The organism is Ruegeria sp. CDSC052 (genome assembly GCF_059610685.1).
This window is the reverse complement of sequence record NZ_JBXWOB010000002.1, coordinates 277,716-301,807: the sequence shown is the minus strand read 5'-3', so window position 1 is coordinate 301,807 and position 24,092 is coordinate 277,716. Positions and strand designations below refer to the sequence as shown.

The following is a 24,092-nucleotide window of genomic DNA, read 5'->3' as shown; positions in this document are numbered from 1 at the left end:
TTCGTCGAAAATTCTCGCGCTTGTGTTACGCGCCCGGATTGCATTTACCCAGTTCGCCACCGGCAAACATCGGGTGCTCGGGATCGTATTCGACCTGCGCGCGTGGGGTGATCTCGACGATCTCCAGCGTGTCATAGGCGTTGGTCGGGTTCTCGTTGCCCCGCACCACCAGCACATCCTTAAAGCACTGATGATCTGCACCACGATACCAGGTCGGCCCGTTGCCCAGACCGTCGAACTCGAAATCTTCCAGCGCTTCGGCGACACCACAGGGGTTGAAGGTACCCGCTCGTTCGCACGCATCTGCATAGAGCAGAACCTGTGCATAGCAGGTCTGAGCCGAATTGGACGGCGGCTTGCCGTATTTCTCACCAAAGGATTTCACAAAGGCCTTGGTGCCTTCGTCTTGCAGCTGCCAGTTCCAGTTCATCGAACCCAGCACGCCCTTGATGTTCTCGCCAGCACCGGCAGCCATCAGTTCGGAATACAGCGGCACGACAATCTTAAAGTCTTTGCCGTTGGCCACCTTGTCGAGCAGGCCGAACTGAATCGCATTAGTCAGCGAGTTCACCATGTTACCGCCATAGTGGTTCAGAACCAGCACATCCGCGCCCGAGTTCAGAACCGGCGCGATATAGGACGAGAAGTCCGTCGACGCGAGCGGTGTTTTGACCGTGTTGACCGTTTCCCATCCCAGGGCTTCGGTCGAGGCCACAATCGACTCTTCCTGAGTCCAGCCCCAGTTGTAGTCAGCGGTCAGATGATAGGCCCGGCGTTCACTGCCCATTTCGGCAGCAAGAACCGGCGCCAGAGCAGCGCCCGACATATAAGCATTGAAGAAATGGCGGAAACCGTTCGCCTTCTTGTCCTTACCGGTCGTGTCGTTGGCATGGGTCAGGCCAGCCATGAAGATCACGCCCGCTTCCTGACACAGACCCTGAACTGCGACAGCCACGCCCGAGGACGAGCCGCCGTTGATCATGATCGCACCGTCTTTTTCGATCATCGACTTGGCCGATGCGCGTGCGGCGTCCGATTTGGTCTGGGTGTCGCCGGTTACGAACCCGACCTTTTTACCAAGAATCCCGTTCCCTTTCAGGGCCTTGGACGTAAAGGTGTTCAGGCAACCGCCATCTCCCTCACCGTTCAGATGCTCGACTGCAAGCTGCTGTGCCAGCAGTTCATCATTACCCTCTTCTGCATAAGGCCCGGTCTGCGGAACATTGAAACCCAATGTGACAGACGACCCAGAAGGTTCGTTAGTATATGCAGCAGCCGACGATGCGGTAAAAATCGTAGGTAGGGCCAGACCGGTACCGGCAACAGCACCAGACTTCAGCACGCCGCGGCGTGTGACAGATTTATTAGTCATTCATTCCTCCCAGTTCCCTGTTTTACGTCTGTTGGCTCCTCTTCCAGCAAACGATTGCGCAGGTTTACGCACCGCGAGTATGGCGGGGGTTCTGAAAATTTCTCAATAACCTATTCAAAAAGCAGCTATGTTATGTAAACAAATGAACACCTGGGTACGGAGTCTTGTAAATTTTCAAACATATTCCGCTTCTTAATAATTGAAATTAAAAGGTATTATTTGAAAACATGCCGGTGATCGCCATGCAGGCAGTGCCGCTCTGCTCGGCAAGCAAGAAGTCGTTGCTAAATCTAAAGGAGAGCCCAGGCCGTATGATACAGCTCAGATGGTCACTGGGACGAGCCGACATCCCTTGCAAATCAAGCCGTTTGAACCTGGGTCTCAAACCCGAAGCGTCGTGCAAATCAAGAATTGTGACAAATTGAAAAACGGTTAATCCCTCCACGGCTGCATCGGTGAATACAGGCAACCGCCCGACCAGCCGACGACCAAACAAGCGCAATAACCTTACAAAAAAGGCATAAACCACTACGCTTCGTCCCGTATTCCGCGAATAGGTCAAGGAAATAGTCCGCGGATTTTGTGCAGTTTGTTTACTGAAACGCGACGAATTGATCGTACATAATTAGGTTAATGATTTTTTAGATGAGTTTTAGACGATTATATAGAACTATAGGAATGTAAAGAATCGGTAGGAGGTTGCGCACTCTTATATTGCAAATGCGCGTTTATGTTTGTTCGAGTACAGGTTGTTATCTATGGTCCGGGGGAATGCTCAGAGCGCTGCGTGGTTGCCAAACGCGCTTCATGCCAGAGCCATCATTAATTTCATTCATTGGAGCCAGGCAGGCGTCGTTCTTGATGCCGCGCTTGAAGGTATCGTCAAAGCATTTGGCGCCGATTGTGCTGTCATCAGCCGTGTGTGGCTGAACAAGGGGGCCCATCGTGTTGCCGCACGGGCTGACACACGGGATCCAAAATTCCAAAGACCGTTGTTTCATTCTTTCGCCAACGACGCCCTCGGCCCGTTTCGGAACAAACCAAAACGCGCCTCGGTGTTTAGTCTGCGAGATGACGGGGCAGACCCCAGTGATATCTCCGCAGTTTTGTTAGATTGGATGTCGCACCGCAAGCTGGATGACATTCTGTTCATATGCCTGGACCATAACGGCGGCGAAATCGACTTTCTGGAACTTCATTTCGGGCAGAGTTCCGAACCCGGTTACCGCGAAGCTATTGAACAGGTGGCTCCGCAACTATCCGAGACCTATCAGGCCCGCCGAGCCGGACTGATCACTGAATCATTGTCTCGGCAATCAGTCACCGCACTCAGAAAATCATACAGTGAAGCACCTATTCTCAGCACCGAGAACCCAACGGGCCTGACCCGTGCCGAATGGCGTGTTTGCGTTCTTGTTTCACGCGGGTTGTCGCCTCAGTCCATTGGTGCCGAACTTGAGATCGGACCAGCGACAGTTCGCACGCATCTCAAGCATATCTATTCAAAAACGGCGCTGGACACCTTCCACATGCTGGCCCGGCGCTTGGTATCGGTAGAAGAGCGCGAGGCCCTTTTTGGGAAACCTGGCCAGGCACGTGCCTGATGCCTGAACTGGACTGGCAGTCCTGGCTGACATTGTGGGTATTCACACCGCTGTTCGTAATGATCGCCTGGACGGATTTCACCCAAATGCGCATCCCTAACCTGTACTGCCTGCTGGGCGGTGCAGTCGTGCTTGTGACCGCGCCGTTTCCGGATTGGAACCAACTGCTGCTGCGCCTTCTTGTGGCCGCAGCGTGTTTTGCGATTTGTTTCGGCCTGTTTGCAGCGGGTTGGCTGGGCGGTGGCGACGCCAAGATATTGCCAATCGTATTTGCCGCAATTCCGGTCCCGGTCGTATCGACCTATCTGCTAATACTGGCAGGCTGCATGGCAGCGGGGCTGATCGGAATGTCGCTGTTTCGGCGCCTCGCCCGACAAACTTCCCCGCATATCAAGTCAACCGCCCAGTCGCGCGAATTTCCTCTTGGAATCGCTATCGGATCATCCGGGGTGATCCTTGCAATCTGGTCGGCTACTGCGCTTTGGTTCTGACCATGTCAGCGTCTTAGGGGCCAAACGCATCCATATAACGGATCACGATCGGGGCCAGGATCAGCCCAGCGATTGCAGGCAGCATAAAACTGGCCATAACCGCCGACATTTGGACAGGCAACTTGTTCGCCTTTTCCTGTGCCCGCACCTCGCGCAGTTCACGCATTTCTTCGGCATAGGTGTTCAAAGCGGCAGCCAGGGGAACGCCAAACCGGGTCGATTGCAGCACAACGCTTACGAATGAGCTCATTTCCTCGATACCTGTTCGACGCGCCATACGCATCAGCGCGGTATCTCGGTCGCGCCCTGCCTGAATCTCGGAAAGCGCAATCAGCATCTCTTCGGACATTTCCGGCGCGACAAGCTGCATTTCAACCGCCACTTTCAGCAAGGCCTGATCAAAACCGAGGCCAGCCTCGATACCGATCTGAAGTAGATCCAGCATGTTCGGAAACGCATTTTCCATCAGGCGCTTGCGCTCTTTGATCCGGGCGCCCATCCATAACTGCGGTATGAGATACCCGATCCCGCACAATACGCCGACATTCCGGATAATCTCGAACGCGTTCAGGCTGGACGTATATTCCGCGATCCGCGCACCCAAGTTGTTTGCCGGTTGCCAGGACATCAGGAAGAGGAAGGCCAGCGGCAGGAACGTCGCCAGCCCCAAACGGATAAGATAGAAATTCACGATTGCGTTTTTGCTGCGAAATCCGGAACGCGCCAACACCTGCCCAACTTCGAAACGTACACTGGCATCGCTGGGTATCAGGGCCGCACTCAACCCTGTCGGCGCTTCGCCCTCGACTTTTTCAGGAACTGCCCGTGACAAAGCCTGACGTGGTCGGCTTGACACCATGCGCTCTGCGGCTGTGGACCGTTCGCTAAGCGAGGACGAGATACCAAGAAACGCTACGACCGCACCTATCAGCACACAACCCAGAACCAGGATCTGCGTTGATAATTCGCTATCAAAAATCGAACTCAAATACTCCATCGAATACGCCTCTTCAAATCCGGAAATTCACAAGCTTGAACATCACAATCGCGTTCAGGACGATGGTCACTGCGATAACGCTCATGACTGGCACAAAGGCCGGAGAGTCCGCGACATCGCCATAATATGTCGGCGTCATGATGGTCATGAACACGGCAATGCCAACGGGAATGGATGACAGGATATAAGCCGTCATGCGGCCTTCGGCCGAGATGGCCTTGACCTTGCGACGCAATGACATTCGCGCTCGGATCACGCGGGCCAGCGTGCGCAAGATGCCGGCCAGGTCACCACCTGTGCCGTGCTGCATCATCAGCGCAACAGCTAGATACTGGATATCTTCTTCATCGATGCGGTCAGCCATGCTTTTGATCGCAGTCGTCAGTTCTTCGCCATAAGAGACCTGATCAACGACCAGCCCAAACTCAGTTCCAATTGGGTCAGGCATTTCTTCGGCGACACTTTGTAAGGTTGTGTTCAGTGGGTGCCCCACCTTCAATCCACGGGACATCAGGTCCAGCGCATCGGGCAACTGCTTGATCAACGCCGCCTTGCGCTTGCGCAACGTCACCCCCAACGCAACCAGTGGCGCGATCAGGAAAACAAGGGCGCAGGTGGGGACCACTTTCAACGGTTCAGCCACCATAGACCCACCAATGGCCGAGATCAGAAAGGCTGCGCCACAACCGGCCAGAAACATTTCGGGAACCATGTTCAGGCCCGAAACCTTCAACGCCAGAGGCAAATCCCCCACCAGCGGGAAACTCCGCAACAGTGGCTTGGCTTCCTGCGGTTTCAACAGGCTGAGGACATCCTCACCCGACTTCCCCTCGGACAGCATCTGAATTCGGCGGTTGATCGCCTCTTCGCGGTTTTCGCCACGCCGCATAAACTGACGCAGCCCTTCAAAAGCAATCAGCGCACCCAGGAAAACCGCAAGCGCCAGAACAAACCTGACATCGAACCCGGCAACTTCCATTTCCGGGCCGATCAGGTTGTTGATGTTCAGGTTGGTCAGATATGACCTGATTTTCTCGAACATCCCGGACCTCCTTAGTTGAACTTGACCGTGGACAGGTCGACCCCGGCAGCCGCCAGTGCATCACTGGATTTTGGCCGAATTCCCGTGGGCATGAACCGGCCCAGAACCTTGCCGTCTTCATCCTTGCCTTCGCGCTTGAAGACAAAGATGTCCTGCATGGTGATGATGTCGCCTTCCATTCCAGTCACTTCCGAGATCGAAGTAACCCGGCGCGTCCCGTCTGACAGTCGGTTCAACTGAAGCACAAAGTGGATGGCCGAAGCGATGGTGGCCCGGATCGCCGAATGCGGCAGCTCCATCCCGCCCATCTGTACCATCTGTTCGACCCGAGACAGCGCATCGCGGGGACTGTTGGCATGAACGGTCGTCATCGAACCGTCATGGCCGGTATTCATCGCCTGCAGCATGTCGAAGGCCTCTGATCCGCGCACCTCGCCGACCACAATACGGTCAGGGCGCATCCGCAGCGCGTTGCGGACAAGATCACGCTGGGCCACAGCGCCGGTCCCGTCCAAACCGGCTGGGCGGGTCTCCATGCGGAGAACATGTTCCTGCTGCAGTTGCAGTTCAGCAGCGTCTTCGATGGTCACGACCCGTTCGTTGCCGCCGATATAGGAAGACAGGGCATTCAGCATTGTCGTTTTACCTGATCCGGTTCCTCCGGAAATCAGGACATTCATCTTTGCCTCGACCAGACCGCGCAACAACGCCGCAGCACTGTCATTCAATGCATCGTTCTTAACTAACCGCTCCATCGTCAGCGGTACGCGCGCGAATTTACGGATCGACAAGGCCGGCCCGTCCAGCGCGCAGGGCCGAATGATCGCGTTTACACGGCTGCCATCCTCAAGCCGCGCATCCACCCAGGGTTGGCGTTCATCAATACGACGGCCGACACGACTGACAATCTTGTCGATGATCCGAAGCAAATGACGTTCATCCCGAAAACGCGCCGAGGTTTTTTCCAGAATACCTGAACGTTCGACGAAAATCTGCTTGTGACCGTTCACCAGAATATCGTTGATCGAAGGGTCGGCCAGCAAAGGCTCCAGTGGCCCAAGCCCAAGCACCTCGTGCATCAGTTCTTCGACCAAAAGCTTGATTTCCTCAGACCGCATGGCCCGGCCCTCGGACCGCAACAGATCAGTTGCGTGTTTGCCGATTTCGCCCCGCAATGTGTCTTCTTCGACCTTGTCGATCACAGCCAGATTCAGCTTATCAAGCAACGAGTTGTGCATCCGGGCCTTGAGGTCGATACGGTCCATCTCGCGCTCGCGCTCCATGGCACGGCGTTCGGCGTTCTTGACCTCGATATCAGCAACATTTCCGTTCGGCTGTTTCGTGTCCAACGGCACAACTTTTGGGGATTGGGATGTTGTGCGACCCGTTCTGTCAAATTCACGAAACATTCTGCTTTACCTTTTACTTAACTGATCTTCACATCTTCGGACTTCGATTTACTGTTTGCCCACGCGTGGCGGCAGAGAAACTGTGGTTTCCTGCGCGATGCGGCGGATGGCCCGTGTCAGAGGCGCCCGGTTTGAGACCTCTTGCAGAGGTACGCCCCGATCCACGCATTCACGAACGGTTCGCTCATCCTTGGGGATCCAGTGGGCGAAATCCTGTTCCAACAGCTTTGCCGCTGCGCGGTGGTGCGCGGCCGGGATCAGGGGTTTCTTTTCCAGGCTCGCAACCAGCTGGATTTCCAAGGCCGGGTTTTCGGCGTGATAGAAATCCATCAATTTCCGCGCTGACCGGATCGAAGGCACTGCGACATCCGTTACCAAAAGCAGCCGGTCGGCTTGCGACAACACCGGCGTGATCCACTCGACCAGAGCTCGCGGCAGATCAATAATCACATAATCATGGCTGCGCTTAAGGCTGTCCAAAATGGCCGAGATCTGTTCTTCATTAATGGCACTGAGAGGACCAAAGCGCGACGGTGCAGCCAGAACATCAACCCCACAGGGGGATTTGGTCATGGCCTGTTCCAGAAAGGCGCCATCGGGAATGCTCTCATCCATCGCCATCCGCCACATGGCGTCACTTTCCTCAACATCCATCAGGGCGGCAATAGATCCGAACTGAAAATCCAAATCGACAACCGCGACTTCGTTGGCGGCTTTCTTCTTGAAGAACCCTTCCTTGGCCTGTAGCTCGTTGGCCAGATTGGCAGCGACGATAGACGATCCAACCCCACCACGGGATTTCGCCACGGCGATTACTTTGCCCAGGGTTGCCTGACCGCCCCACACGGCCGGCAACTGCGCCTGACGGCGGGCCCGGATTGCGTCCACCTGCGGCACAATTTCCTCGTCGATCCACTTTCTCGGAAGAACGTCGTCGACACCAAGCTTTTTCAGCTGGCGCGCCTTTTCCAAGGGCAGATCCTCGTGGGCCAACGCAATGATGATCGCATTTGGCATACGGGCATCACAGATTTTCCGTGCGGTTTGCAGTAGGTCCCCGGAATTCTCATCCACATCGAACAGAACAACATCATGCTCTGCAGTCAGCGAGATCGCAGAGCCGTTTACCCCCGCAACGGTGTCCTGACGACCGGTGAACCGGCAGTTCGCCTGCCCCCGCAAAGAGCCTTCGATGGCCGAGTAAATCTGCTCGTCCGGTGAAATCAACAATACTGAAATCTGCTTGGCACTCATTATGTTTCTCCTTACTCACTCGCCCCGGCCGCCAGATCTTCGGCGGGAACCGATGTGCTCATCGCGGGAAGAGAAATACTGTTGGGGGTATTTGACGCAGGTGTTGTGCCGTTCGACGCAAGAGCGGCCAGACCGGCGATTGGCATCATGAAGTTAAAGTTTACGTTAACAAGTTCGGCGGTAACGACCGGCGTATATGGCCCCCCTAAAAATCCAAGGCGCGCGTCATGCGAATATCCGATCTGTACGTTGGCGGCAGTCGTTCCCGGTGGCAGCAACATGCGGATATCATTCCAGACACGTGCGCCGTAATCCGTCGCGGTATTCAAAGGGCAGGGCGCAGGCAGGGCAGGCACGGCACAGACATTGCCACTGCGGCAGAGCACCCCAAATTTCGTACTTGTAGGAGCGCCGCTTGCCAGCGTGTGCTCGGTCGGCAACGCACCGCAAAGCGGAGGCCCAAGAGTTGCCAGCCTGGATGCTTTTTGCATCGCCTTCTGCGCCATGGTTGTCGACCAGAACAACCGGCCATAATCCACAATGCCGAACATCAGCAACAGGAACAGTGGAATGACCATCCCCAATTCGACCAGGGCGGCGCCACGCTCCTGACGCCGGAAGGTCCGCAGGATATGCGACACCCGGGTCATACGCCGAACACCCGGCTCTGATCCGAAATCACCGTGTCAAGCGTGCTAACAGCCCCGCCGAACAGGCCCAGAACATTGCCTAGGATAAAATCAATCTGGATTTTCGCGGTCACTTCGACCACTGAGGTCGGGTCAATACGATAGCTGCCAGACCGCGAGATGCAGGTCGGGGTTACATCCACCAGCGTTGTTCCGACCGGCAAATGCGCCCCACCGCCCAGTCGGTTGGCGACAATATCTGTGGCCATTGCATCATAGCTTGCGACGCCGCCCGCGCTGCATAGATCCAGCGGTGCGATGCGAGCGATCATGCGCGACGCATCCCGTACGCCGGCAGATGTCGCCTGATGTATCCAGGTGATCCGGCTGCCCTCGATGATCACAACAAAGAACAGCAAGATAACCGGCAGAACCATGGCGAACTCGACCATCGGCGCGCCAGACTCGCAGCGCTGAAAGCGTGAGAGGAAGCGACCCAGCGGCTTCATCGGTACAGCCTCACGACATCGCGGAAAATGCCATCAACGGCACTGCCACCAACTCCGCCGCCAACCTGTTTGACCACCTCGACGAAGATGTCGAAATCCGAGCCTGTGGATTCTTCAAGTGGCTGAAACAGAAAGACTTTTACGAACTCCTTCACCGGCACATCGGTGGCCCGCCCGGAAACCGGGTTCGCGGTGCAGTCAATCGCTGCGGCGATAAATGTCCGGCGGTCGGGGTCGGTGCTGGGCTGGCTTGAACATTGGGCGCGGCCGGTCTCGTCCCGTCCGGTGACGATATCGCCTGACCCGGCCCGGCTGACCTCGTCCAGATATACCTGATACCGGGTGTTTCCTGTCGGTGCACCCTGCGCATGCGGTGTCAGCGTACCGTCCGGTCCAACGCCATAATTCATAAGGTTGTAAGCTGCTTGCCCTGACGTCCAGTTGCCATCGCCAAAACGGCTGCCATTGCAAAGACCACTCACCGGGTCAAAGCAATCATCCGGCGGCATTGGAATAGTATTGGTCGACAGGGTCGGATTGTTGTTCAAACATCCCCCACCAGTATGGTCCCAGCCCGAGATCACATTTGGGCCCGGTGCATAGTCTGGATCGTTCTTCAGTTGGTTCATGGTCGCCTGGAACATATCGAACCGCGAATTGTAGATCGCGCTGCCAATCCCGTTCCGCTGACCGGGTTCGGTGTCGACACCGCGCTGAGACACGCATTTGGTCAGGTTCCCATTCGCAGCAATGAGGCAGATATACAGCTTTGAACCAGTCAGACCGGCGCATGGCCCGTTTGGATTGATCCCGATATCCGTTGGATCCAGAAATCCGAAATTCCCCGGCCCCCAGGCCGAGTTGTTGCCGCCAGTACGCAATTTGATGGAAGCGCCGATATTGGCGCTGGAGGTCCAGCCCGACGGGATGCAGAACATCAACGGCGTTACGTCACAGGCATATGCTGAATACCCAGCGATCGAGACTGAATTCACCTCTCCGGACGGGCTGGCGACGCCCAGCAAGCTGGCCAGCGATCGGCCAAAAGGCAGGAAAACAGTCCGTGGTGTCGCGGTCACCTCGACCAAGACAGCACGCGCCGGGTCTGTCGTCACAAAGGGCGTAACCGAGTCGTTATCGTCTGGGTCTGCCCCCGGAGCAGGCAATCCGGTCAGAAAACGAAGCGAAAAATCCGCAGAAGTTCCAAGGCTTTGGCTGCCATCAGCGAAAAACTGTTCGTCGTCGATCATGCCGGATGCCGCAGCTGTTGCACGTGTAATGGCGTCAGCATTGCCATCCAGCTCTCCTGCGGCGGCAAGCGCCACGTGGTCGGTATAGGCTTGCATGTCAGTTTGGGTAGAGGCGATACGCCCCAGATCAAAAGTCAGTGCAGCCATTCCGATCATGACGACCATGAACATGCCGACAAAAACCAGAATTGTGCCGTCTTCTTTGTCCCTGATTTTGCGTAGCGAAGTCATATCAACCTCCCTCGAAAGACCAACCTGACCTCAGTTCACCGGCTCAGTTGTTGCACTGGTGTTCCCAAAGACCTGAATTTCCTGAACGTCGGTTGCCCCACGGCGAACTTTCACAATCGGCCTGGGCGTGCCCTCTTCTAGCGGTGATTTTTCAAGGAGGATGTCGCTGAGGCGAACCGCTTCCAGCGGCTTATCCTCTTCTGTTTGCAGAGACCGCAGAGACAGGCTGAGCTGCCCAGCCTTCTGCGCCAGAGCCAACTTCTGACCTTCATCCGGGGTGACCTCGATCGTAACCGTGCGGGCAATGCCGGGTTGGTCAAGCTCTTCATCCGCGGTTTGGTCCACGCCGATGACCCGGATATTCTGCAGGATCGTCACTGCACGCAGTGTATCATTGGTGCCGCGGGTCAGAACAATGTCGACAAAGTCGCCAGGCGTAACAAATCCGCCTACCCCTGTCTGCGCGTCGACATTGATCGCCATCGCGCGGTTATTCTCGCCAATCGTCTGAACGATTGTCACTTTTTCACCAAAATCGGAAACTTTCGAGGTCAAAAGAATTTCGCCCTGCGCCAAAGCGCGCTTGGCCCGGCGAGGTTCTATGCCTGCGGCAGGCAGGACATCATCAAAACTTGTAAAAACACCTGCAGGCACAGATGCAGTAGGCCAATCAATGGTCGTCAGCTTGTGCCCTTCGATCGGCGTTCCGAACGCGATATCTTCGGCCACGGCCACAACACGAACTATGGTTGGTTCACCCGCTGACTGATTCCTTCGGATCTGATCCTGTGCCAGAATGACTGCGCCACCCGCCAAACCTATTCCCAGGAAAGTCATCAAAAATGATTTAATACGCATGGTATCCTCCAATTCCCGGGAAAACTCAGGATAATTACTTAATTGGGCCTGACTGGCCAAACAGACCGCTTATGCAAATCAAAGGTGGTCTGGTAGGAAACTGACGCCCCACGCTTGCGAGTGGGAAGTCAGATTTTTAATGCTAGAAAAATCGGCCCGCCGTTTAAGGGGTTGTTGTCCGCTTGGCTGCCGAGTTTGCATCACTAAAGTTGCTGCTGGTCGTGCCAGCCAAATTGGTCAGAATTGTCCCGCCGACGACAATCGCAACAAACAGCGCGATGCCATATTCAACAAGGGTCGCGCCGCGCTCGTCTTTGCGCAGCTTCAGAAATACTTTGCGAATTCCATTCAACATTACTTGAACTCCAGACTGTTTTACCAAAGTGCGAAATCCCGCACTGACACGAGGAACACACCCCCGTTAACTAAATCGTTACTGATGAGGCGGTGCCGAAACCTCCCCACAAACGAAAAGAAATTCCCGCTTAGGGCGAATTTTCGATCATTTTGGGCGGAAATGTGTAAAATCGCGGACCGATTTACGGTGCGCGGCAGCAGATTTACCTGATCTCCCATCAGAAAGAATCGACTGTTGAGAAGCTGCTCGGGGTCAATAAACCGGGCCCCGCGTCAAACGAGCAATCATTTGCAACCGATTGCAGCCACCAGACTAACTGGCTTAGTATCACGACATGAAAATGTCTGTCATCCCACCTTTCTTCTGCAGGTACGAAACATGAGCGTCACCCTAAAAGACGTCGCAGCTCTGGCCGGGGTGTCGCGCTCTGCCGTGTCGCGCACCTTTACCGAGGGTGCCTCGGTTTCGGCAAAAACCCGAAGCAAGGTGGAAAAGGCCGCGGCGGAACTGGGTTACAGCCCAAACGCCCTGGCCTCGTCCCTGACCACGGGGCGGACAAAACTGATTGGGTTGATCTCGAACAACTTTCACAACCCGATTTTCCTTGAAGTCTTCGATCAATTCACGCGCGCCTTGCAGGAACGCGGTTTGCGCCCGTTGATCGTGAACCTGACCGATGAGACCGAGCCTGCCAATTCCGTTCGGATGCTGCGCCAGTATTCTGTTGACGCTGCCATCGTGGCCTCTTCGACCCTGCCGCCAAGTTTCGCCAAGGCGTTTCACGATGCCGGTGTTCCGGTTGTGCATACGTTCGGGCGCTCGGCGACCTCACCAGAGGTACATGTCGTCGGGATCGACAATGTCGAATGTGGTCGCATGGCAGCCCGCGAGCTGCAGGCGCGGGGCTATCGGCGTGTTGGATATCTGGGCGGGCCAAAGGATGCGACCTCGGCCATGGATCGCTATCAGGGCTTTATGGAAGAGGCCGAAAAGCACCCTGGTCTTGAGGTCACATACTCTTTCGCCGGGGCCTATTCATTTGAGGCGGGGCGCGCGGAAATGCTGGATCTGCTAAAGGGTCAACCAGCCGAAAGCTATTTCTGCGGCGATGACATTCTGTCCGTCGGTGCGCTGTCCGCCCTGTCGGATCACGGGCTTAAACCGGGCAAGGATATCGGGATCATCGGCCTGAATGACATGGAGATGTCGCGTTGGGAAAGCGTAAATCTGACAACCATCCACCAACCGATCAAGCAAATCATCACCTCGTCTGTGGATCTGTTGGAAGAAATGCTGAAAGACCCCGAGCGTTATCCCGAGGCCCGCATTTTCCCCTGCCGCGTAGTCGAAAGGGGCACGCTGCGCCCCCGCGCCTAGTCAGCGGAACATAGGGGGGCGCGCATCCTTCCAGGCTCCGTCTTCATTGCCCGACGCAACGGCAGCATGGACCGCTGCGATAGACCGCACCCCATCCGCTGCGCCTGGCAACCCGTCGCGGGTTTCGCCACGAATGGCATCGGCCAGATCGCAATAGATGTTGGCCACAGCCAAGGGAAACCCTTCAGGATGTGCGATGGCCACCCGCGACAGGCGCTGGGCGTCCTCGTACAAGCCACCTTCGCCCTTTTCAATGATCTGTGTGCGGCCGCCGACCGGTGTATAGAGCAACTGGTTGGGCTGTTCCGAGGTCCAGCGCAGACCGCCGGTTTCACCGAAGACCTGAATGTCGAACCCATGTTGGCGCCCGATCGCAACGGACGAAGTCCACAAGCGCCCGACGGTGCCACGCTCTGTCCGGAAGTTGACCATGGCATCATCCTCCAGCACGCGGCTTGAGATGGTCGAGGCCATGTCGGCGGACAGCGACGTGACCTCATCATCGCAAATGAAGCTGGCCATATGCAGCGCGTGTATACCGCAATCCGCGAACTGCCCCGAGACACCGGCCATCGCCGGATCATACCGCCAGCGCACGCGTGGATTGTCGGCGTCAGTGGCATCCCCGTGGTGGCCGTGGCTGAAATTCGTCACGACCAGACGCACCTTGCCGATATCCCCGACCCTCACCATTGCACGTGCCTGGCGCACCATCGGATAAGCCGAATAGCAATAATTCACGGCGCATAGCTTGCCCGATGCTTCGGCGATGCGCACGATCTCTTCGCCTTCGTCCACGGTCATCGTCATCGGCTTTTCGCACAGAACGTTAAAACCCGCCTCGAGATAGGCCTTGGCAATTTCAAAATGGGTCGAGTTCGGTGTCGCGATGGTAACCAGATCGATGCGGTCGCTACGGTCTTTTTCACCGGCTAGCATCTCTTGCCAGTTGCCATAGGCGCGATCAGTTGCAACGCCCAAACGCTGTGCATATTCACGTCCCACGTCGGGGCGGTGGTCCAACGCTCCGGCAGCGAACTCAAACAGCCCATCGGCCTGTGCGCCAAGGCGGTGCGCAGGGCCAATCTGGCTGCCTTCACCGCCACCGATCATGCCCCATTTCAGCTTAGTCATGGTCTTAGTCTCTCTTTGGAAATTGGGTGGTGAGCTTTCAGAAATCGCTGATATCTGTCCATTGCCGCCCGTCTGACGATGCCAATGCAGCCGCCAGAACGCGGTTCACCTCGTGCCCATCGCGGAAGGTGGGCCAGATATTCTGCCCAGAATGGATGGCCTGCAGGAAATCCTTGGCCTCGATAATGATCTGATCCTGATATCCTGTGCCGTGCCCCGGACCCTGGCAAAAAGGTTCGTAATCCGGGTGCGCAGGGCCTGTCAGGATCTTGGTAAAACCGCGTGCAGCTTCGGGACCTTCGCGGCGATACAGCCACAAGGCATTCTGGTCCTCCTGATCGAACCGGATCGCACCTTTGGTACCCGAGACTTCATAGGCGTAGCCCATCTTGCGACCCGTTGCGACACGGCTGAAATAGAGGTTGCCCATGACCCCGCTTTCAAAACGGCACATCATCTGCGCGTGATCATCATTGGTAACTTCGCCGCCGGGGCGATGCCGGTGCACCGTCTCCACATCGGCCATAACCTGAGTGATCGGCCCGATCAGCGCCAACGCACCATTCACCATATGCGGAGCAAGATCGCCGATGGTTCCATTGGCCATTCCCGTAGTGCGCCAGGTTGCTGGGGCCTCGGGGTCGGCATAGAAATCCTCGGTATGTTCGCCACGGAACCATGTGACCTGACCGATTTCCCCTTCAGCAATAAGCTGACGCGCATATTGGCTAGCGGGCGTACGGATATAGTTGAACCCGACCATGTTGATTGCACCTGTGGCCTCGGCTGCCGCCACCATCGCGCGGCTGTCGTCCAAGGACGCCCCCAAGGGTTTTTCGCACAGCACCGGTTTACCAAGGGCAAACGCCGCCTCAGCGATTTGACGGTGTGTCGATTGAGGTGAGGCGATCACAATGGCCTCGACCTTTGGATCCTCGACCAGCATGCGCCAGTCATCGGTGGCGCGCTGGAACCCGTAGGCGGCGCGATAGACTTCCGCGCTTGCAGATGTCGAGGCACAGATCACCTCAAGCCGCGGGCGCAGCGCGGTGTCGAACACCGCACCTACCGCTGACATCGCGACGGAGTGGGCCTTGCCCATATAGCCGCCGCCAACAATTCCAATTCCAATTTCAGGCATCTGCCGCGGCCTCGCACATATCATTTGCAACCGGTTGCAAAATCAGTATCGTGTGAATCGATTCAACGCAAGGATCAACACACCTTGCCGACCCTTTTCGCCGGAGGAAATGACGTGACCGCTTTGATGGACGGTATCAAAGGAAACCGCTTTGGCGTCTTGGGTCGTGCGGGCATGGACCTGTTTGCCGATCCCATCGGCGAGAAAAGTGAGGATGCCGACGCGTTCCGGGCCGATCTGGGCGGTTCATCGGCAAATATATGTGTGGGTCTGGTCAAGCTGGGCAGTCGAGCGTCGCTGATCACCTCGGTATCTGACGACGCGGTCGCGCGGTTCTGCCTGAATCGGCTGGCGCATTACGGCGTCGATACGTCCAACATACGGGTTGTAAGGGGCGAATACCGCATGTCGCTGGCAATCTACGAAAGCCGGACAGAAGATTTCCAGAATGTCATCTACCGCAATGGCGCAGTCGATTTCCAAGTCACCGAAGAGGATATGGACCAGGTCGATTTCAGCTCCTTCTCGGCTGTGATCTCGGCCGGAACCGTCTTTGCGGCCGAGCCTTCGCGCAGCGCCACATTCCGGGCCATCGACACGGCCCGTAAGGCCGGTGTGCCCGTAATATTTGACATAGACTATCGCCCTTACAGTTGGCCCTCAACCGAAGTCGCGTCCGAGGTCCTGTCCCGCGCCGGTGACGCCAGTGATCTGATCGTAGGCAATGACGAAGAATTCGGTTTCATGGCGGGCGGGATAAACAAAGGGTTTGCCAAGGCGCAGGAACTGGCGGCCAAACCAGGCCGCGTGGTGATCTATAAAATGGGTGAAAAAGGCGCCATCACGCTGATGGACGGGCAGGAATTTCAGACAGGCATCTATCCGGTGACTGCCGTCAAGCCGAATGGCGCAGGTGACAGTTTCATGGCCGGGTTACTGGCCTCGGTTGCAGCGGGGTACTCGCTGAAGGACGCGGTGATGCGCGGTTCGGCCTGCGCCTCGATCGTCGTGTCTCAACCCGGCTGCGCGCCCGCGATGCCGACCACCGAACAGCTGGACGCGTTTCTGGCCACCCATCCCGGCCCAACGGCATAGGAGATCCCAATGCATATCGCCCCCTATGACAACCAGAACAAACCCATCGTGGATGTCGATGACCCAATGGTGCCCCTGAACTATTTCAACATCGTCAAACTGAAACAGGGCGAAGCGTTCGAATATCAAGTGCCGGGGTATGAGACCTGCATCGTCCCGGCCACAGGTTCGGTCGATGTGGATGTCGAAAGCGTGCAATTTGCCATGCTGGGTAACCGAGGAGAGGATGTCTGGGATGGAGAGCCAGAGGGCGTTTATGCACCCGTTGGCGCCAAGGTGCAGATCGTCTGCATCTCGGATCATACCGAAGTCTTCATCGCAGGCGCCAGATACGACAAGGTTCTGGACCCGTTCGATGTCCGCCAGCATGATCTGGTACAATACGGCAGCGACGACACCAAAACCCACCGCAAGATCAAGCACATCCTGGGCCAGAAACAGCACGACAAAGTCGGTCGCCTGCTGGTCAGTGAGCTGTTCACTGTTGGTCAAGGCGGCTGGTCCGGCTTCCCCAGCCACAAGCATGACACGAACCGTCTGCCCGACGAGACGCGGCACGACGAGACCTACAATTTCCGTTTCAAACCCAACTGGGGCTCTGGCCTGCAGATGCTGCAGCGCGAGGATAACGAACCGGGCGACGCCTATCATATCATGGACGGATCGACCGTCTGTATCGACAAGGGTTATCACCCCTGCTGCGTCCTGCCGGGGTATGAGATGTATTATTTCACGATCCTCGGCGGCCTGACCCAACGCTCGCTGGTCCAGTATTTCCAGCCCACCCATGCCTATCAGATCGAAACCATACCGGGCATCAAAGACATGATTGCAAAATTCAAATGACCCTCGCCACACTGAAAGACGTTCTGCAACCTGCCTATGATCAGGGCTATGCCGTCGGTGGTCTGGTGACCCTGGGCTGGGAAGACATGCGCGCTTATGTGGCCGCTGCCGAAGCTGAGAACGCGCCCGTGATCCTGCAGGCCGGTCCCAGTTGTCGCGAGCACACACCCCTGCCCATTCTGGGAAAGATGTTCCGCTATCTGGCCGAAAACGCCTCTGTCCCCGTCGTCGCCCACCTGGACCATGGGTACACGTTCGAGGACTGCAAAATCGCGTTGGACAGCGGCTTTACCTCGCTGATGTTCGACGGGTCGCGCAAGCCACTGCAGCAAAACATCGATGAGACCGCGGCCATTGCCGAAATGGCCCATGCAGCAGGGATTTCATGCGAGGGGGAGATCGGCTTTGTGGGGTATTCCGGTGGCGAAGGCTCAAATGGCACCGACCCCGAGGAAGCCGCGAAGTTTGCACGCGAAAGCGGCGTCGACGCGATGGCGATTTCGGTTGGCAATGTTCACTTGCAGCAAAACAAAGAAGGTGGCCTGGATGAGGCGCGTATCGCCGAAATCGATGCCGTGACCGAAGTGCCTTTGGTCATTCATGGCGGGTCCGGTGTGCCGGTAGAGCAGCGTATGAAGCTGGCGCGCGAGACCTCGATCTGCAAGTTCAACATAGGAACCGAGCTGCGTATGGCATTCGGAAATGCCATGCGTGAAGCCGTCAATCGTGATCCTGAACGGTTTGACCGCGTCACGATCCTGAAGGAAACGCACGACCCGGTTGAGGCTGCTGCCCGCACCGTGATCCGTGCCTTTGGCGCCCCGCCGCAGCGCTAGGTCGTCATGCTACCAGTCGACCGGGAGCGCATCGCCAAGCGGCATCACCTCAGATCGAGCCGCCTTCGACCATGAAGTTCCCCGCGCTGCACATGGCCGCGTCGTCCGAGGCCAGAAACAGGACCATGCGCGCCACATAGACCGGCTCAATCGGGTCCGGCAGACATTGACGATCCACCTGCTTGGCCAGCGCCTCGGGTGTCACCCATAACTCTTTTTGCCTCTCCGTCATGATCCAGCCCGGAACTACCGTGTTCACCCTGATGCGATGGTCGCCCAGCTCGCGCGCCATGGTGCGGGTCAGGCCATGAACGGCAGATTTGGCGGTGGCATAGGCCGGGAACCCCGCCCCGCATTCCCACCAGGAATTCGAGCCTAGGTTGACGATGGCCCCCTTGCCCTTAGCGATCATGCCCGGGGCCACCGACTGGATGGCAAAGAACATATGGCGGATATTGGTTGCCATTCGGTCATCCCAATACTCCGGCGTTACCTCGCGCCAGTCGTGGCGTTCGTCATGGGCAGCGTTGTTGACCAGAACATCCGCCTCGCCCAGCGCGGCGACAAGCCGCTCGAAGGCGGCCTGCAATGCCTCAATGTCGCGCAAATCGCATTGGGCAAAGGCATGCTGCCCATCCAGTTCTGCCAGCAGCGCTTGGCCCGCATCTGCGTTCAGATCAACAAACCCGACCCTGGCCCCCTGGGCGGCAAAGGCGCGAACCGTTTCGGCGCCGATCCCACCGGCCCCGCCGGTGATAAAAACTGTTTTTCCCGCAAGACCGGGATAATTCGCAAAATTCGCGCTCATGCGTCACGCTCCATGATCCATTCAACTTCGGGGGCGGCAACAAAGCGCCATTTCCGCAATGGGCCGGCCATGACGTTCAGGTAGTACATCTCAAACCCATAGGGCGCACCGCAGGGATGATGCCCGCGCGGGACGATCACGACATCGCCATCCGACACAGCCATAGCCTCGTCCAGATCGCCATCATCGGTATAGACTCTTTGAATGCCGAACCCGTTCGAGGGGTTCAGACGGTGGTAATAGGTCTCTTCCAGATAGGTTATGCGAGGAAAGTCATCCTCATCATGGCGATGGCTGGGGTAGGAGGACCAGTGGCCATTGGGCGTGAAGACCTCGGTCACCAGCAGGCTGTCAGCGACGTCTTCGGCCTCCATCGCGATATTGTTGATATAGCGGGTATTCACACCCTTCCCGCGTTCGGTCAGTGTGATGCCACCCGGCCCGATCCGTCGCGCCGGGTGGCCACCTGTGCCGGGGGCCGAACACACGGCCACAACACAATCGGTTTCCGCCACGGCCTGCCAATCGGTTCCGTTGGGCAGGTACAGACAATGCGGCGGCGTCTTTTCAAAGACATCCATGCGGTCACCCAGCACACCCCAATCCTGCCCGGCCCCGGTGATATGCGCCTTGCCCTCGACCATGACCAGTATGACCTCATTGTCACCGGTTTCTTCGGTCGCCCTGTCGCCTGCGCGTAGGTGGTAAAGACCGAACCCGACATAGCGCCATCCCGCAGAGGCAGGGGTGATGTCATGCACCTTGCCATAGGGGCCGCGTGGTTTCCTGAGCAGGTTGGCCATGGGGCCTCCTTTCTGGGCGCGCTGGCCCGGTTCGTAACATCAGGCGGATTGTCGGGTTTTCAACGCCGAAAGTGCCGAGGTCAGTTGCTCTGACGTCCATTCTTCGGCGACCGCACGCCGCAAGATATCCGCCTGGCTTTCCGGAGCATTACCGCCAATCGGGGGATCTGTGTCCAGATTTGTCGGAAACGGATAGCCTTCGGCAGTCGCCGCGATGGCCGCGTCCAGCTCGGACCCAGTCAGCTCGCCGCTTCGCTTCAAGGCCACCAGTGACGGCAGTACGGCCTGCGCCATGGACCGGCGGTCGATGGCCTCCATCGCACGACCAAAAGCGGATGAGATCTGCAGCAAGTTCGCCATACGGTCGATATCCGCGCTGCGGTTCTCGCCGGCCGAGTGGAACAGTGCGGGGTTGAAGAACACCGCGTCGCCTTTGTTCAACGGCACCTGAACATAGCTCTTCTCAAAGTGGTCCCTGTGCGCGGGGTCGTGAAAGCCAATATATCCGGCTGGATATAGCTGTGAAAACGGCAACAGTTTGGTGGGCCCGCTTTCCACCGGCATGTCACAATGTGCCACTGCCCCCTGCAAGGTCAGCGCCGCCGTCAGCAGATGTGCATGCACCGGGTACCGGGCAGCGCTTTCAGCGGTCTGAAAGCCCAGATGGTAGTCCCTATGCGCCTGCTGTGCATTACCGCCGGGGCGGACCTGATTGACCTGAGCCGTGACCTGATAGTTCGGCCCCAGCCATGCCTCGCCGGCGGTGGCAACAGCAGCGTTGCCGAAGTATTTTGAAAAACCTTCCGGATCGCGCAGGCAGTGCTTTTGCAGCGCATTCCAGATCCGGTCATTCGCACCCGAGGCGGCAAAATGATCACCCTCGCCTTCGCCGCTTTGGCGTTCCTCGTCGATGATCTGCCGAAAAACCTCGGTCGCCCGGTCGATCACCGACAGATCCTGATAGGCCCCTTTCAGCGCGATCACCCCGGCGGATTGGTTCAGCACATGGCCCCATTCCGCCATCAAAGCGCGCCGTTGCCCTGTATCTTCCAGCGCGGGACGCAGGGCATTCATGTCATAGACGGGGACGTTCTTTTCGATCATCGCGGCCTGCGGAACCATGTCCGAGGTCAGTTTCCGAGAGGTCAACACCTTGAATTCGTCCAGATCACAGGATTCCCGGTCAAAATACCCGACATATCCAATTCTTTGACTTACCATGATTTTCTCCTTCTTCATGGCCTTGGTGTTGCCCCTTGGGGCGGTTTGTTAGTTGGTGATCTCCAATCTTGCCTGAGCGCAGACATCGACAATGTGGTCGTAGCCCATCTTGGAATACTCTTGGGGTGGGGCCTTGGCGGGGTCCTGTTCGGCCTCGACCACGATCCAGCCGCTATACCCCGTAGATTTCAACGCATTCGCCACGGCTTGAAAATCAATGCAACCATCGCCAGGCACGGTGAACGCGCCCGCGACGACAGCATCCAGGAAGCTGCGGTTGTTTTCGCGCACATCCTGTACGACCGCCGGACGGATATCCTTGAAATGGACGTGATGCACGCGGTCGCCCCACCGATTGAGGGTCGCCATCACGTTGCCGCCACCAAACAGCAAGTGGCCGGTATCAAAGCACAAGCCAACCTCGGGGCCCGACCCTTCCATCAACCAGTTCACATCCTCTTCGCTTTCGATAATCGTGCCCATGTGGTGGTGATAGGCCATCGGCATGCCCTGATCAGCCATCCATTTGGCCAGCTCGGTGATTTTGGCGGCATAGGCCAACACCTCATCCCGGGATAGTTTCACCCGGTCATTAACCGCGACCCCGATCTGCCCCTGCACGGTGTTCGAACATTCGGCATAGACGATGCACGGGCTGTCGAGCGCTACGAATTGTTCGACCTGCGCGCGCACGGCCTCGCGCTCGGTGGCAAAATCGTTAACCAGAGAAGCCCCAGAACACCAACCGCCACACAGGACGATATCATTGGTGTCGAGATAGGCGCGCAGACCTTCGGTATCGCCGGGCATCCGCTGACCGCGTTCAACGCCGGTATAGCCTATCTCGCGCGCCTCTTTCAGGGCCTGTTCCATCGTGTAAGCCGCGGTCAGGTCCGGCAGATCATCATTCTGCCATGCAATCGGAGAGATGCCGATCTTCACGCTCATTTCGTGTTTCTTTCCTTGATGGCAACCTCATAGGCTGCGCGCTTTTCATTCACTTCCGGGCGGATGCTGACTTCGGGCACGGCCACTTCCCACCAGGTGCCGCCATATTCGGTCGACGGGTACGGATCGGTGTCTATGACGACCACATAGGGGCCGGTGACCTCGCCACGTTTGGCCAATGCCTGCTCCAGCTCAACGATCGAGCCCACCTTGACCGAGGTCGCCCCCATCGCCGCCGCATGCGCAGCGAAGTCTATGGCCGAGGGCGTTTCGTGCACCGCATGATCCAGCAGATTGTTAAACTCGGCCCCGCCGGTGCCCATTTGCAGACGGTTGATGCAGCCAAATCCACGATTGTCGGTCACGACGACAGTAAAGGAGATGCCCATCATCGCTGCCGTCGCCATTTCGGAGTTCGCCATCATATAGGTGCCGTCACCGGTAAAGCAGATGACGTCGCGATCAGGCTGGGCCATCTTGATGCCCATTGCACCGGCGATTTCATAGCCCATGCAACTGAACCCGTATTCCATGTGATAGGCACCGGGGCGGGGCGCTTTCCACAGCTTGTGCAGCTCACCTGGCATCGTGCCCGCGGCGCACATGACTACCGTGTTATTGTCCGAGGCGCGTTGCACCGCACCCACTACCTGCATATCCGTAGGCAACGCGTTTCCGTCACCGGGCGCGTCGGTCAGTGCATCCACCTTGCCAAACCAATCTGCCTTCAGCGTGTCCGCCACCGGGTCGGCCCGGTAGCCGTGCAAGGCTTCGCCAAGTTCCTCTAACCCGACACGCGCATCGCTTTGCAGCGGCATTGCGCCGTGTTTTTCGGCGTCATAGGCGGCTGTATTCAGGCAGATCATCTCGCGGTTCGGATTGGAAAACAGCCCCCAGGACCCGGTGGTAAAGTCCTGCAACCGCGTCCCAACAGCAAGCACCAGATCGGCCTCGGCGCAGGTGGCGTTGGCCGGTTCACCACCGGTTACACCAACCGGGCCAAGGTTCAACGGATGATCCCAAGCCAGCGCCGATTTCCCGGCTTGCGTCTCGGTGATCGGGATATTGTGGGATTCCACAAAGCTCTGCAGCACATCCGTCGCTCCGGAGTAATGCACGCCACCTCCGGAAACGATAACGGGACGTTTGGCTGATCTGATCGCAGCCACCGCACGGGCCAACTCCGCCTCATCCGGGCGAATGCGGCGTTGATACCAGACCCTCGGCTCGAAGAAACTCTCGGGATAGTCATAGGCTTCAGCCTGAACATCCTGGCAAAAGGCCAACGTCACAGGCCCGCAATCGGCCGGGTCGGTCATGGTGCGAAAGGCGCGGGGCAAGGCCGTCAACAGATGTTCAGGCCGCGAGATGCGATCATAGTACCGGCTGACCGGGCGAAAACAGTCATTGGCACTAACCGTACCATCACCAAAGCTTTCGATCTGTTGCAACACAGGGTCAGGCCCGCGGGTGGCAAACACATCTCCGGGGATAATCAGAACCGGCAACCTATTCACATGCGCCAACGCCGCCGCGGTGACCATATTGGTCGCCCCCGGTCCAATGGATGAGGTCACCGCCATCGCCCGCATCCGCCGCGTCTGCTTGGCATAGGCAATCGCGCAATGTGCCATTGTCTGTTCATTTTGCCCGCGATAGGTTGGCAGGCTGTCTTTCGCGCCGTGCAGCGCTTCGCCCAGCCCGGCCACATTGCCATGGCCAAAAATGGCCCAGACACCGGCGATAAAGGGCTCGCCCGCTTCGTTCATCTGCGCGCCCAGATAGCGCACCAAAGCTTGCGCTGCGGTCAGTCGGACTGTGTTGCCCATAGTGATACCTTTCAACACAAGGCCATCTCGGCCATTCCTGCAATTTCGAA

General features: G+C 57.4%; 24 protein-coding genes. 6 read left to right on the top strand and 18 right to left on the bottom strand.

Features of this window, described 5'->3' with window-relative positions; all coding sequences use genetic code 11:
- Window positions 1-25: 25 nt before the first annotated feature.
- The gene (locus AC2FIM_RS06850; protein ID WP_142635750.1) at window positions 26-1,372 is read right to left on the bottom strand and encodes a substrate-binding protein; all 1,347 of its coding nucleotides are present in this window, start codon (window positions 1,370-1,372) and stop codon (window positions 26-28) included.
- Window positions 1,373-1,577: 205 nt separating this feature from the next.
- Window positions 1,578-1,901, bottom strand: a complete 324-nt coding sequence (locus AC2FIM_RS06845; protein ID WP_496707967.1) for a hypothetical protein — start codon at window positions 1,899-1,901, stop codon at window positions 1,578-1,580.
- A 229-nt stretch (window positions 1,902-2,130) separates the two neighbouring features.
- On the opposite strand from AC2FIM_RS06845, the gene AC2FIM_RS06840 reads away from it, so the two are divergent.
- On the top strand, window positions 2,131-2,976 hold the full coding sequence (locus AC2FIM_RS06840; protein WP_246097200.1) for a helix-turn-helix transcriptional regulator: 846 nt from the start codon (window positions 2,131-2,133) through the stop codon (window positions 2,974-2,976).
- The gene (locus tag AC2FIM_RS06835) at window positions 2,976-3,467 is read left to right on the top strand and encodes an A24 family peptidase (RefSeq protein ID WP_142635747.1); all 492 of its coding nucleotides are present in this window, start codon (window positions 2,976-2,978) and stop codon (window positions 3,465-3,467) included. Before AC2FIM_RS06840 ends, AC2FIM_RS06835 begins: the two co-directional genes overlap by 1 nt.
- A 13-nt stretch (window positions 3,468-3,480) precedes the next feature.
- On the opposite strand, the gene AC2FIM_RS06830 is transcribed toward AC2FIM_RS06835, so the two are convergent.
- The 9 genes from AC2FIM_RS06830 to AC2FIM_RS06790 form a co-directional block, all read right to left on the bottom strand.
- Entirely contained in the window at window positions 3,481-4,464 is a 984-nt protein-coding gene (locus AC2FIM_RS06830; RefSeq protein ID WP_142635745.1) for a type II secretion system F family protein, read from the bottom strand.
- Between the two features lie 13 nt (window positions 4,465-4,477).
- Window positions 4,478-5,506 (bottom strand): type II secretion system F family protein, encoded by a 1,029-nt coding sequence (locus tag AC2FIM_RS06825; RefSeq protein ID WP_271948246.1) that lies wholly within the window; start codon window positions 5,504-5,506, stop codon window positions 4,478-4,480.
- 11 nt (window positions 5,507-5,517) lie between these two features.
- Complete coding sequence (locus tag AC2FIM_RS06820; protein ID WP_142635741.1) at window positions 5,518-6,915, bottom strand: TadA family conjugal transfer-associated ATPase; 1,398 nt, start codon at window positions 6,913-6,915, stop codon at window positions 5,518-5,520.
- Between the two features lie 48 nt (window positions 6,916-6,963).
- The gene (locus AC2FIM_RS06815) at window positions 6,964-8,169 is read right to left on the bottom strand and encodes a CpaE/TadZ family protein (RefSeq protein WP_142635739.1); all 1,206 of its coding nucleotides are present in this window, start codon (window positions 8,167-8,169) and stop codon (window positions 6,964-6,966) included.
- Between the two features lie 11 nt (window positions 8,170-8,180).
- A complete protein-coding gene (locus tag AC2FIM_RS06810) occupies window positions 8,181-8,819 on the bottom strand; it encodes a TadE/TadG family type IV pilus assembly protein (RefSeq protein WP_142635737.1) in 639 nt (212 codons plus the stop codon).
- A complete protein-coding gene (locus AC2FIM_RS06805) occupies window positions 8,816-9,307 on the bottom strand; it encodes a TadE/TadG family type IV pilus assembly protein (protein WP_271948250.1) in 492 nt (163 codons plus the stop codon). Before AC2FIM_RS06805 ends, AC2FIM_RS06810 begins: the two co-directional genes overlap by 4 nt.
- Window positions 9,304-10,788 carry a pilus assembly protein TadG-related protein gene (locus AC2FIM_RS06800; RefSeq protein ID WP_496676407.1) on the bottom strand — a complete coding sequence of 495 codons (1,485 nt, stop codon included), beginning with the start codon at window positions 10,786-10,788 and terminating at the stop codon, window positions 9,304-9,306. Before AC2FIM_RS06800 ends, AC2FIM_RS06805 begins: the two co-directional genes overlap by 4 nt.
- Before the next feature lie 30 nt (window positions 10,789-10,818).
- Complete coding sequence (cpaB, locus tag AC2FIM_RS06795) at window positions 10,819-11,646, bottom strand: Flp pilus assembly protein CpaB (RefSeq protein ID WP_142635731.1); 828 nt, start codon at window positions 11,644-11,646, stop codon at window positions 10,819-10,821.
- Window positions 11,647-11,809: 163 nt separating this feature from the next.
- On the bottom strand, window positions 11,810-12,001 hold the full coding sequence (locus tag AC2FIM_RS06790; RefSeq protein ID WP_496676410.1) for a Flp family type IVb pilin: 192 nt from the start codon (window positions 11,999-12,001) through the stop codon (window positions 11,810-11,812).
- Window positions 12,002-12,382: 381 nt separating this feature from the next.
- On the opposite strand from AC2FIM_RS06790, the gene AC2FIM_RS06785 reads away from it, so the two are divergent.
- The gene (locus AC2FIM_RS06785) at window positions 12,383-13,381 is read left to right on the top strand and encodes a LacI family DNA-binding transcriptional regulator (protein ID WP_496707968.1); all 999 of its coding nucleotides are present in this window, start codon (window positions 12,383-12,385) and stop codon (window positions 13,379-13,381) included.
- On the opposite strand, the gene AC2FIM_RS06780 is transcribed toward AC2FIM_RS06785, so the two are convergent.
- Together AC2FIM_RS06780 and AC2FIM_RS06775 are read right to left on the bottom strand one after the other, a co-directional pair.
- Window positions 13,382-14,515 carry a Gfo/Idh/MocA family protein gene (locus tag AC2FIM_RS06780; RefSeq protein WP_271948257.1) on the bottom strand — a complete coding sequence of 378 codons (1,134 nt, stop codon included), beginning with the start codon at window positions 14,513-14,515 and terminating at the stop codon, window positions 13,382-13,384.
- A gap of 37 nt (window positions 14,516-14,552) precedes the next feature.
- Window positions 14,553-15,656: a Gfo/Idh/MocA family protein gene (locus AC2FIM_RS06775; RefSeq protein ID WP_496706315.1), complete on the bottom strand. Its 1,104-nt coding sequence runs from the start codon at window positions 15,654-15,656 to the stop codon at window positions 14,553-14,555.
- A 126-nt stretch (window positions 15,657-15,782) separates the two neighbouring features.
- Between AC2FIM_RS06775 and iolC the strand changes: the two genes are divergently transcribed.
- Genes iolC through AC2FIM_RS06760 form a run of 3 tightly spaced genes read left to right on the top strand, consistent with a single transcriptional unit; the run spans window position 15,783 to window position 18,433 of the window.
- Window positions 15,783-16,751 (top strand): 5-dehydro-2-deoxygluconokinase, encoded by a 969-nt coding sequence (iolC, locus tag AC2FIM_RS06770; RefSeq protein ID WP_496676777.1) that lies wholly within the window; start codon window positions 15,783-15,785, stop codon window positions 16,749-16,751.
- 9 nt (window positions 16,752-16,760) lie between these two features.
- Window positions 16,761-17,597 (top strand): 5-deoxy-glucuronate isomerase, encoded by an 837-nt coding sequence (locus AC2FIM_RS06765; RefSeq protein ID WP_281995347.1) that lies wholly within the window; start codon window positions 16,761-16,763, stop codon window positions 17,595-17,597.
- Window positions 17,594-18,433 (top strand): class II fructose-bisphosphate aldolase, encoded by an 840-nt coding sequence (locus AC2FIM_RS06760; RefSeq protein WP_281995348.1) that lies wholly within the window; start codon window positions 17,594-17,596, stop codon window positions 18,431-18,433. The genes AC2FIM_RS06765 and AC2FIM_RS06760 overlap by 4 nt, the downstream gene beginning before the upstream one ends.
- 49 nt (window positions 18,434-18,482) lie before the next feature.
- On the opposite strand, the gene AC2FIM_RS06755 is transcribed toward AC2FIM_RS06760, so the two are convergent.
- From AC2FIM_RS06755 to iolD, 5 genes are read right to left on the bottom strand one after another with little or no spacing between them, the layout of a single operon-like run.
- Entirely contained in the window at window positions 18,483-19,241 is a 759-nt protein-coding gene (locus AC2FIM_RS06755) for an SDR family NAD(P)-dependent oxidoreductase (protein WP_142635718.1), read from the bottom strand.
- Window positions 19,238-20,044 carry a 5-deoxy-glucuronate isomerase gene (iolB, locus tag AC2FIM_RS06750; protein WP_281972475.1) on the bottom strand — a complete coding sequence of 269 codons (807 nt, stop codon included), beginning with the start codon at window positions 20,042-20,044 and terminating at the stop codon, window positions 19,238-19,240. Before iolB ends, AC2FIM_RS06755 begins: the two co-directional genes overlap by 4 nt.
- A 39-nt stretch (window positions 20,045-20,083) precedes the next feature.
- The gene (locus AC2FIM_RS06745) at window positions 20,084-21,265 is read right to left on the bottom strand and encodes a phytanoyl-CoA dioxygenase family protein (RefSeq protein ID WP_271948267.1); all 1,182 of its coding nucleotides are present in this window, start codon (window positions 21,263-21,265) and stop codon (window positions 20,084-20,086) included.
- A 48-nt stretch (window positions 21,266-21,313) separates the two neighbouring features.
- Window positions 21,314-22,213, bottom strand: coding sequence for a myo-inosose-2 dehydratase (gene iolE / locus AC2FIM_RS06740; RefSeq protein ID WP_496707973.1), 900 nt, complete (start codon window positions 22,211-22,213; stop codon window positions 21,314-21,316).
- Complete coding sequence (gene iolD, locus AC2FIM_RS06735) at window positions 22,210-24,042, bottom strand: 3D-(3,5/4)-trihydroxycyclohexane-1,2-dione acylhydrolase (decyclizing) (RefSeq protein WP_281995352.1); 1,833 nt, start codon at window positions 24,040-24,042, stop codon at window positions 22,210-22,212. The genes iolE and iolD overlap by 4 nt, the downstream gene beginning before the upstream one ends.
- Window positions 24,043-24,092: the final 50 nt, after the last annotated feature.

What these genes read in the sequence shown, in the direction of transcription:
- AC2FIM_RS06780 (WP_271948257.1), bottom strand. Translation starts at nt 14,515, where the DNA reads ATGACTAAGCTGAAATGGGGCATGATCGGTGGCGGTGAAGGCAGCCAG.
- cpaB (WP_142635731.1), bottom strand. Translation starts at nt 11,646, where the DNA reads ATGCGTATTAAATCATTTTTGATGACTTTCCTGGGAATAGGTTTGGCG.
- AC2FIM_RS06825 (WP_271948246.1), bottom strand. Translation starts at nt 5,506, where the DNA reads ATGTTCGAGAAAATCAGGTCATATCTGACCAACCTGAACATCAACAAC.
- iolE (WP_496707973.1), bottom strand. Translation starts at nt 22,213, where the DNA reads ATGAGCGTGAAGATCGGCATCTCTCCGATTGCATGGCAGAATGATGAT.
- AC2FIM_RS06760 (WP_281995348.1), top strand. Translation starts at nt 17,594, where the DNA reads ATGACCCTCGCCACACTGAAAGACGTTCTGCAACCTGCCTATGATCAG.
- AC2FIM_RS06850 (WP_142635750.1), bottom strand. Translation starts at nt 1,372, where the DNA reads ATGACTAATAAATCTGTCACACGCCGCGGCGTGCTGAAGTCTGGTGCT.
- AC2FIM_RS06785 (WP_496707968.1), top strand. Translation starts at nt 12,383, where the DNA reads ATGAGCGTCACCCTAAAAGACGTCGCAGCTCTGGCCGGGGTGTCGCGC.
- AC2FIM_RS06755 (WP_142635718.1), bottom strand. Translation starts at nt 19,241, where the DNA reads ATGAGCGCGAATTTTGCGAATTATCCCGGTCTTGCGGGAAAAACAGTT.
- AC2FIM_RS06800 (WP_496676407.1), bottom strand. Translation starts at nt 10,788, where the DNA reads ATGACTTCGCTACGCAAAATCAGGGACAAAGAAGACGGCACAATTCTG.
- AC2FIM_RS06835 (WP_142635747.1), top strand. Translation starts at nt 2,976, where the DNA reads ATGCCTGAACTGGACTGGCAGTCCTGGCTGACATTGTGGGTATTCACA.
- iolD (WP_281995352.1), bottom strand. Translation starts at nt 24,042, where the DNA reads ATGGGCAACACAGTCCGACTGACCGCAGCGCAAGCTTTGGTGCGCTAT.
- AC2FIM_RS06790 (WP_496676410.1), bottom strand. Translation starts at nt 12,001, where the DNA reads ATGTTGAATGGAATTCGCAAAGTATTTCTGAAGCTGCGCAAAGACGAG.
- AC2FIM_RS06815 (WP_142635739.1), bottom strand. Translation starts at nt 8,169, where the DNA reads ATGAGTGCCAAGCAGATTTCAGTATTGTTGATTTCACCGGACGAGCAG.
- AC2FIM_RS06810 (WP_142635737.1), bottom strand. Translation starts at nt 8,819, where the DNA reads ATGACCCGGGTGTCGCATATCCTGCGGACCTTCCGGCGTCAGGAGCGT.
- AC2FIM_RS06805 (WP_271948250.1), bottom strand. Translation starts at nt 9,307, where the DNA reads ATGAAGCCGCTGGGTCGCTTCCTCTCACGCTTTCAGCGCTGCGAGTCT.
- AC2FIM_RS06820 (WP_142635741.1), bottom strand. Translation starts at nt 6,915, where the DNA reads ATGTTTCGTGAATTTGACAGAACGGGTCGCACAACATCCCAATCCCCA.
- iolC (WP_496676777.1), top strand. Translation starts at nt 15,783, where the DNA reads ATGGACGGTATCAAAGGAAACCGCTTTGGCGTCTTGGGTCGTGCGGGC.
- AC2FIM_RS06775 (WP_496706315.1), bottom strand. Translation starts at nt 15,656, where the DNA reads ATGCCTGAAATTGGAATTGGAATTGTTGGCGGCGGCTATATGGGCAAG.
- AC2FIM_RS06840 (WP_246097200.1), top strand. Translation starts at nt 2,131, where the DNA reads ATGGTCCGGGGGAATGCTCAGAGCGCTGCGTGGTTGCCAAACGCGCTT.
- AC2FIM_RS06745 (WP_271948267.1), bottom strand. Translation starts at nt 21,265, where the DNA reads ATGGTAAGTCAAAGAATTGGATATGTCGGGTATTTTGACCGGGAATCC.
- iolB (WP_281972475.1), bottom strand. Translation starts at nt 20,044, where the DNA reads ATGGCCAACCTGCTCAGGAAACCACGCGGCCCCTATGGCAAGGTGCAT.
- AC2FIM_RS06765 (WP_281995347.1), top strand. Translation starts at nt 16,761, where the DNA reads ATGCATATCGCCCCCTATGACAACCAGAACAAACCCATCGTGGATGTC.
- AC2FIM_RS06830 (WP_142635745.1), bottom strand. Translation starts at nt 4,464, where the DNA reads ATGGAGTATTTGAGTTCGATTTTTGATAGCGAATTATCAACGCAGATC.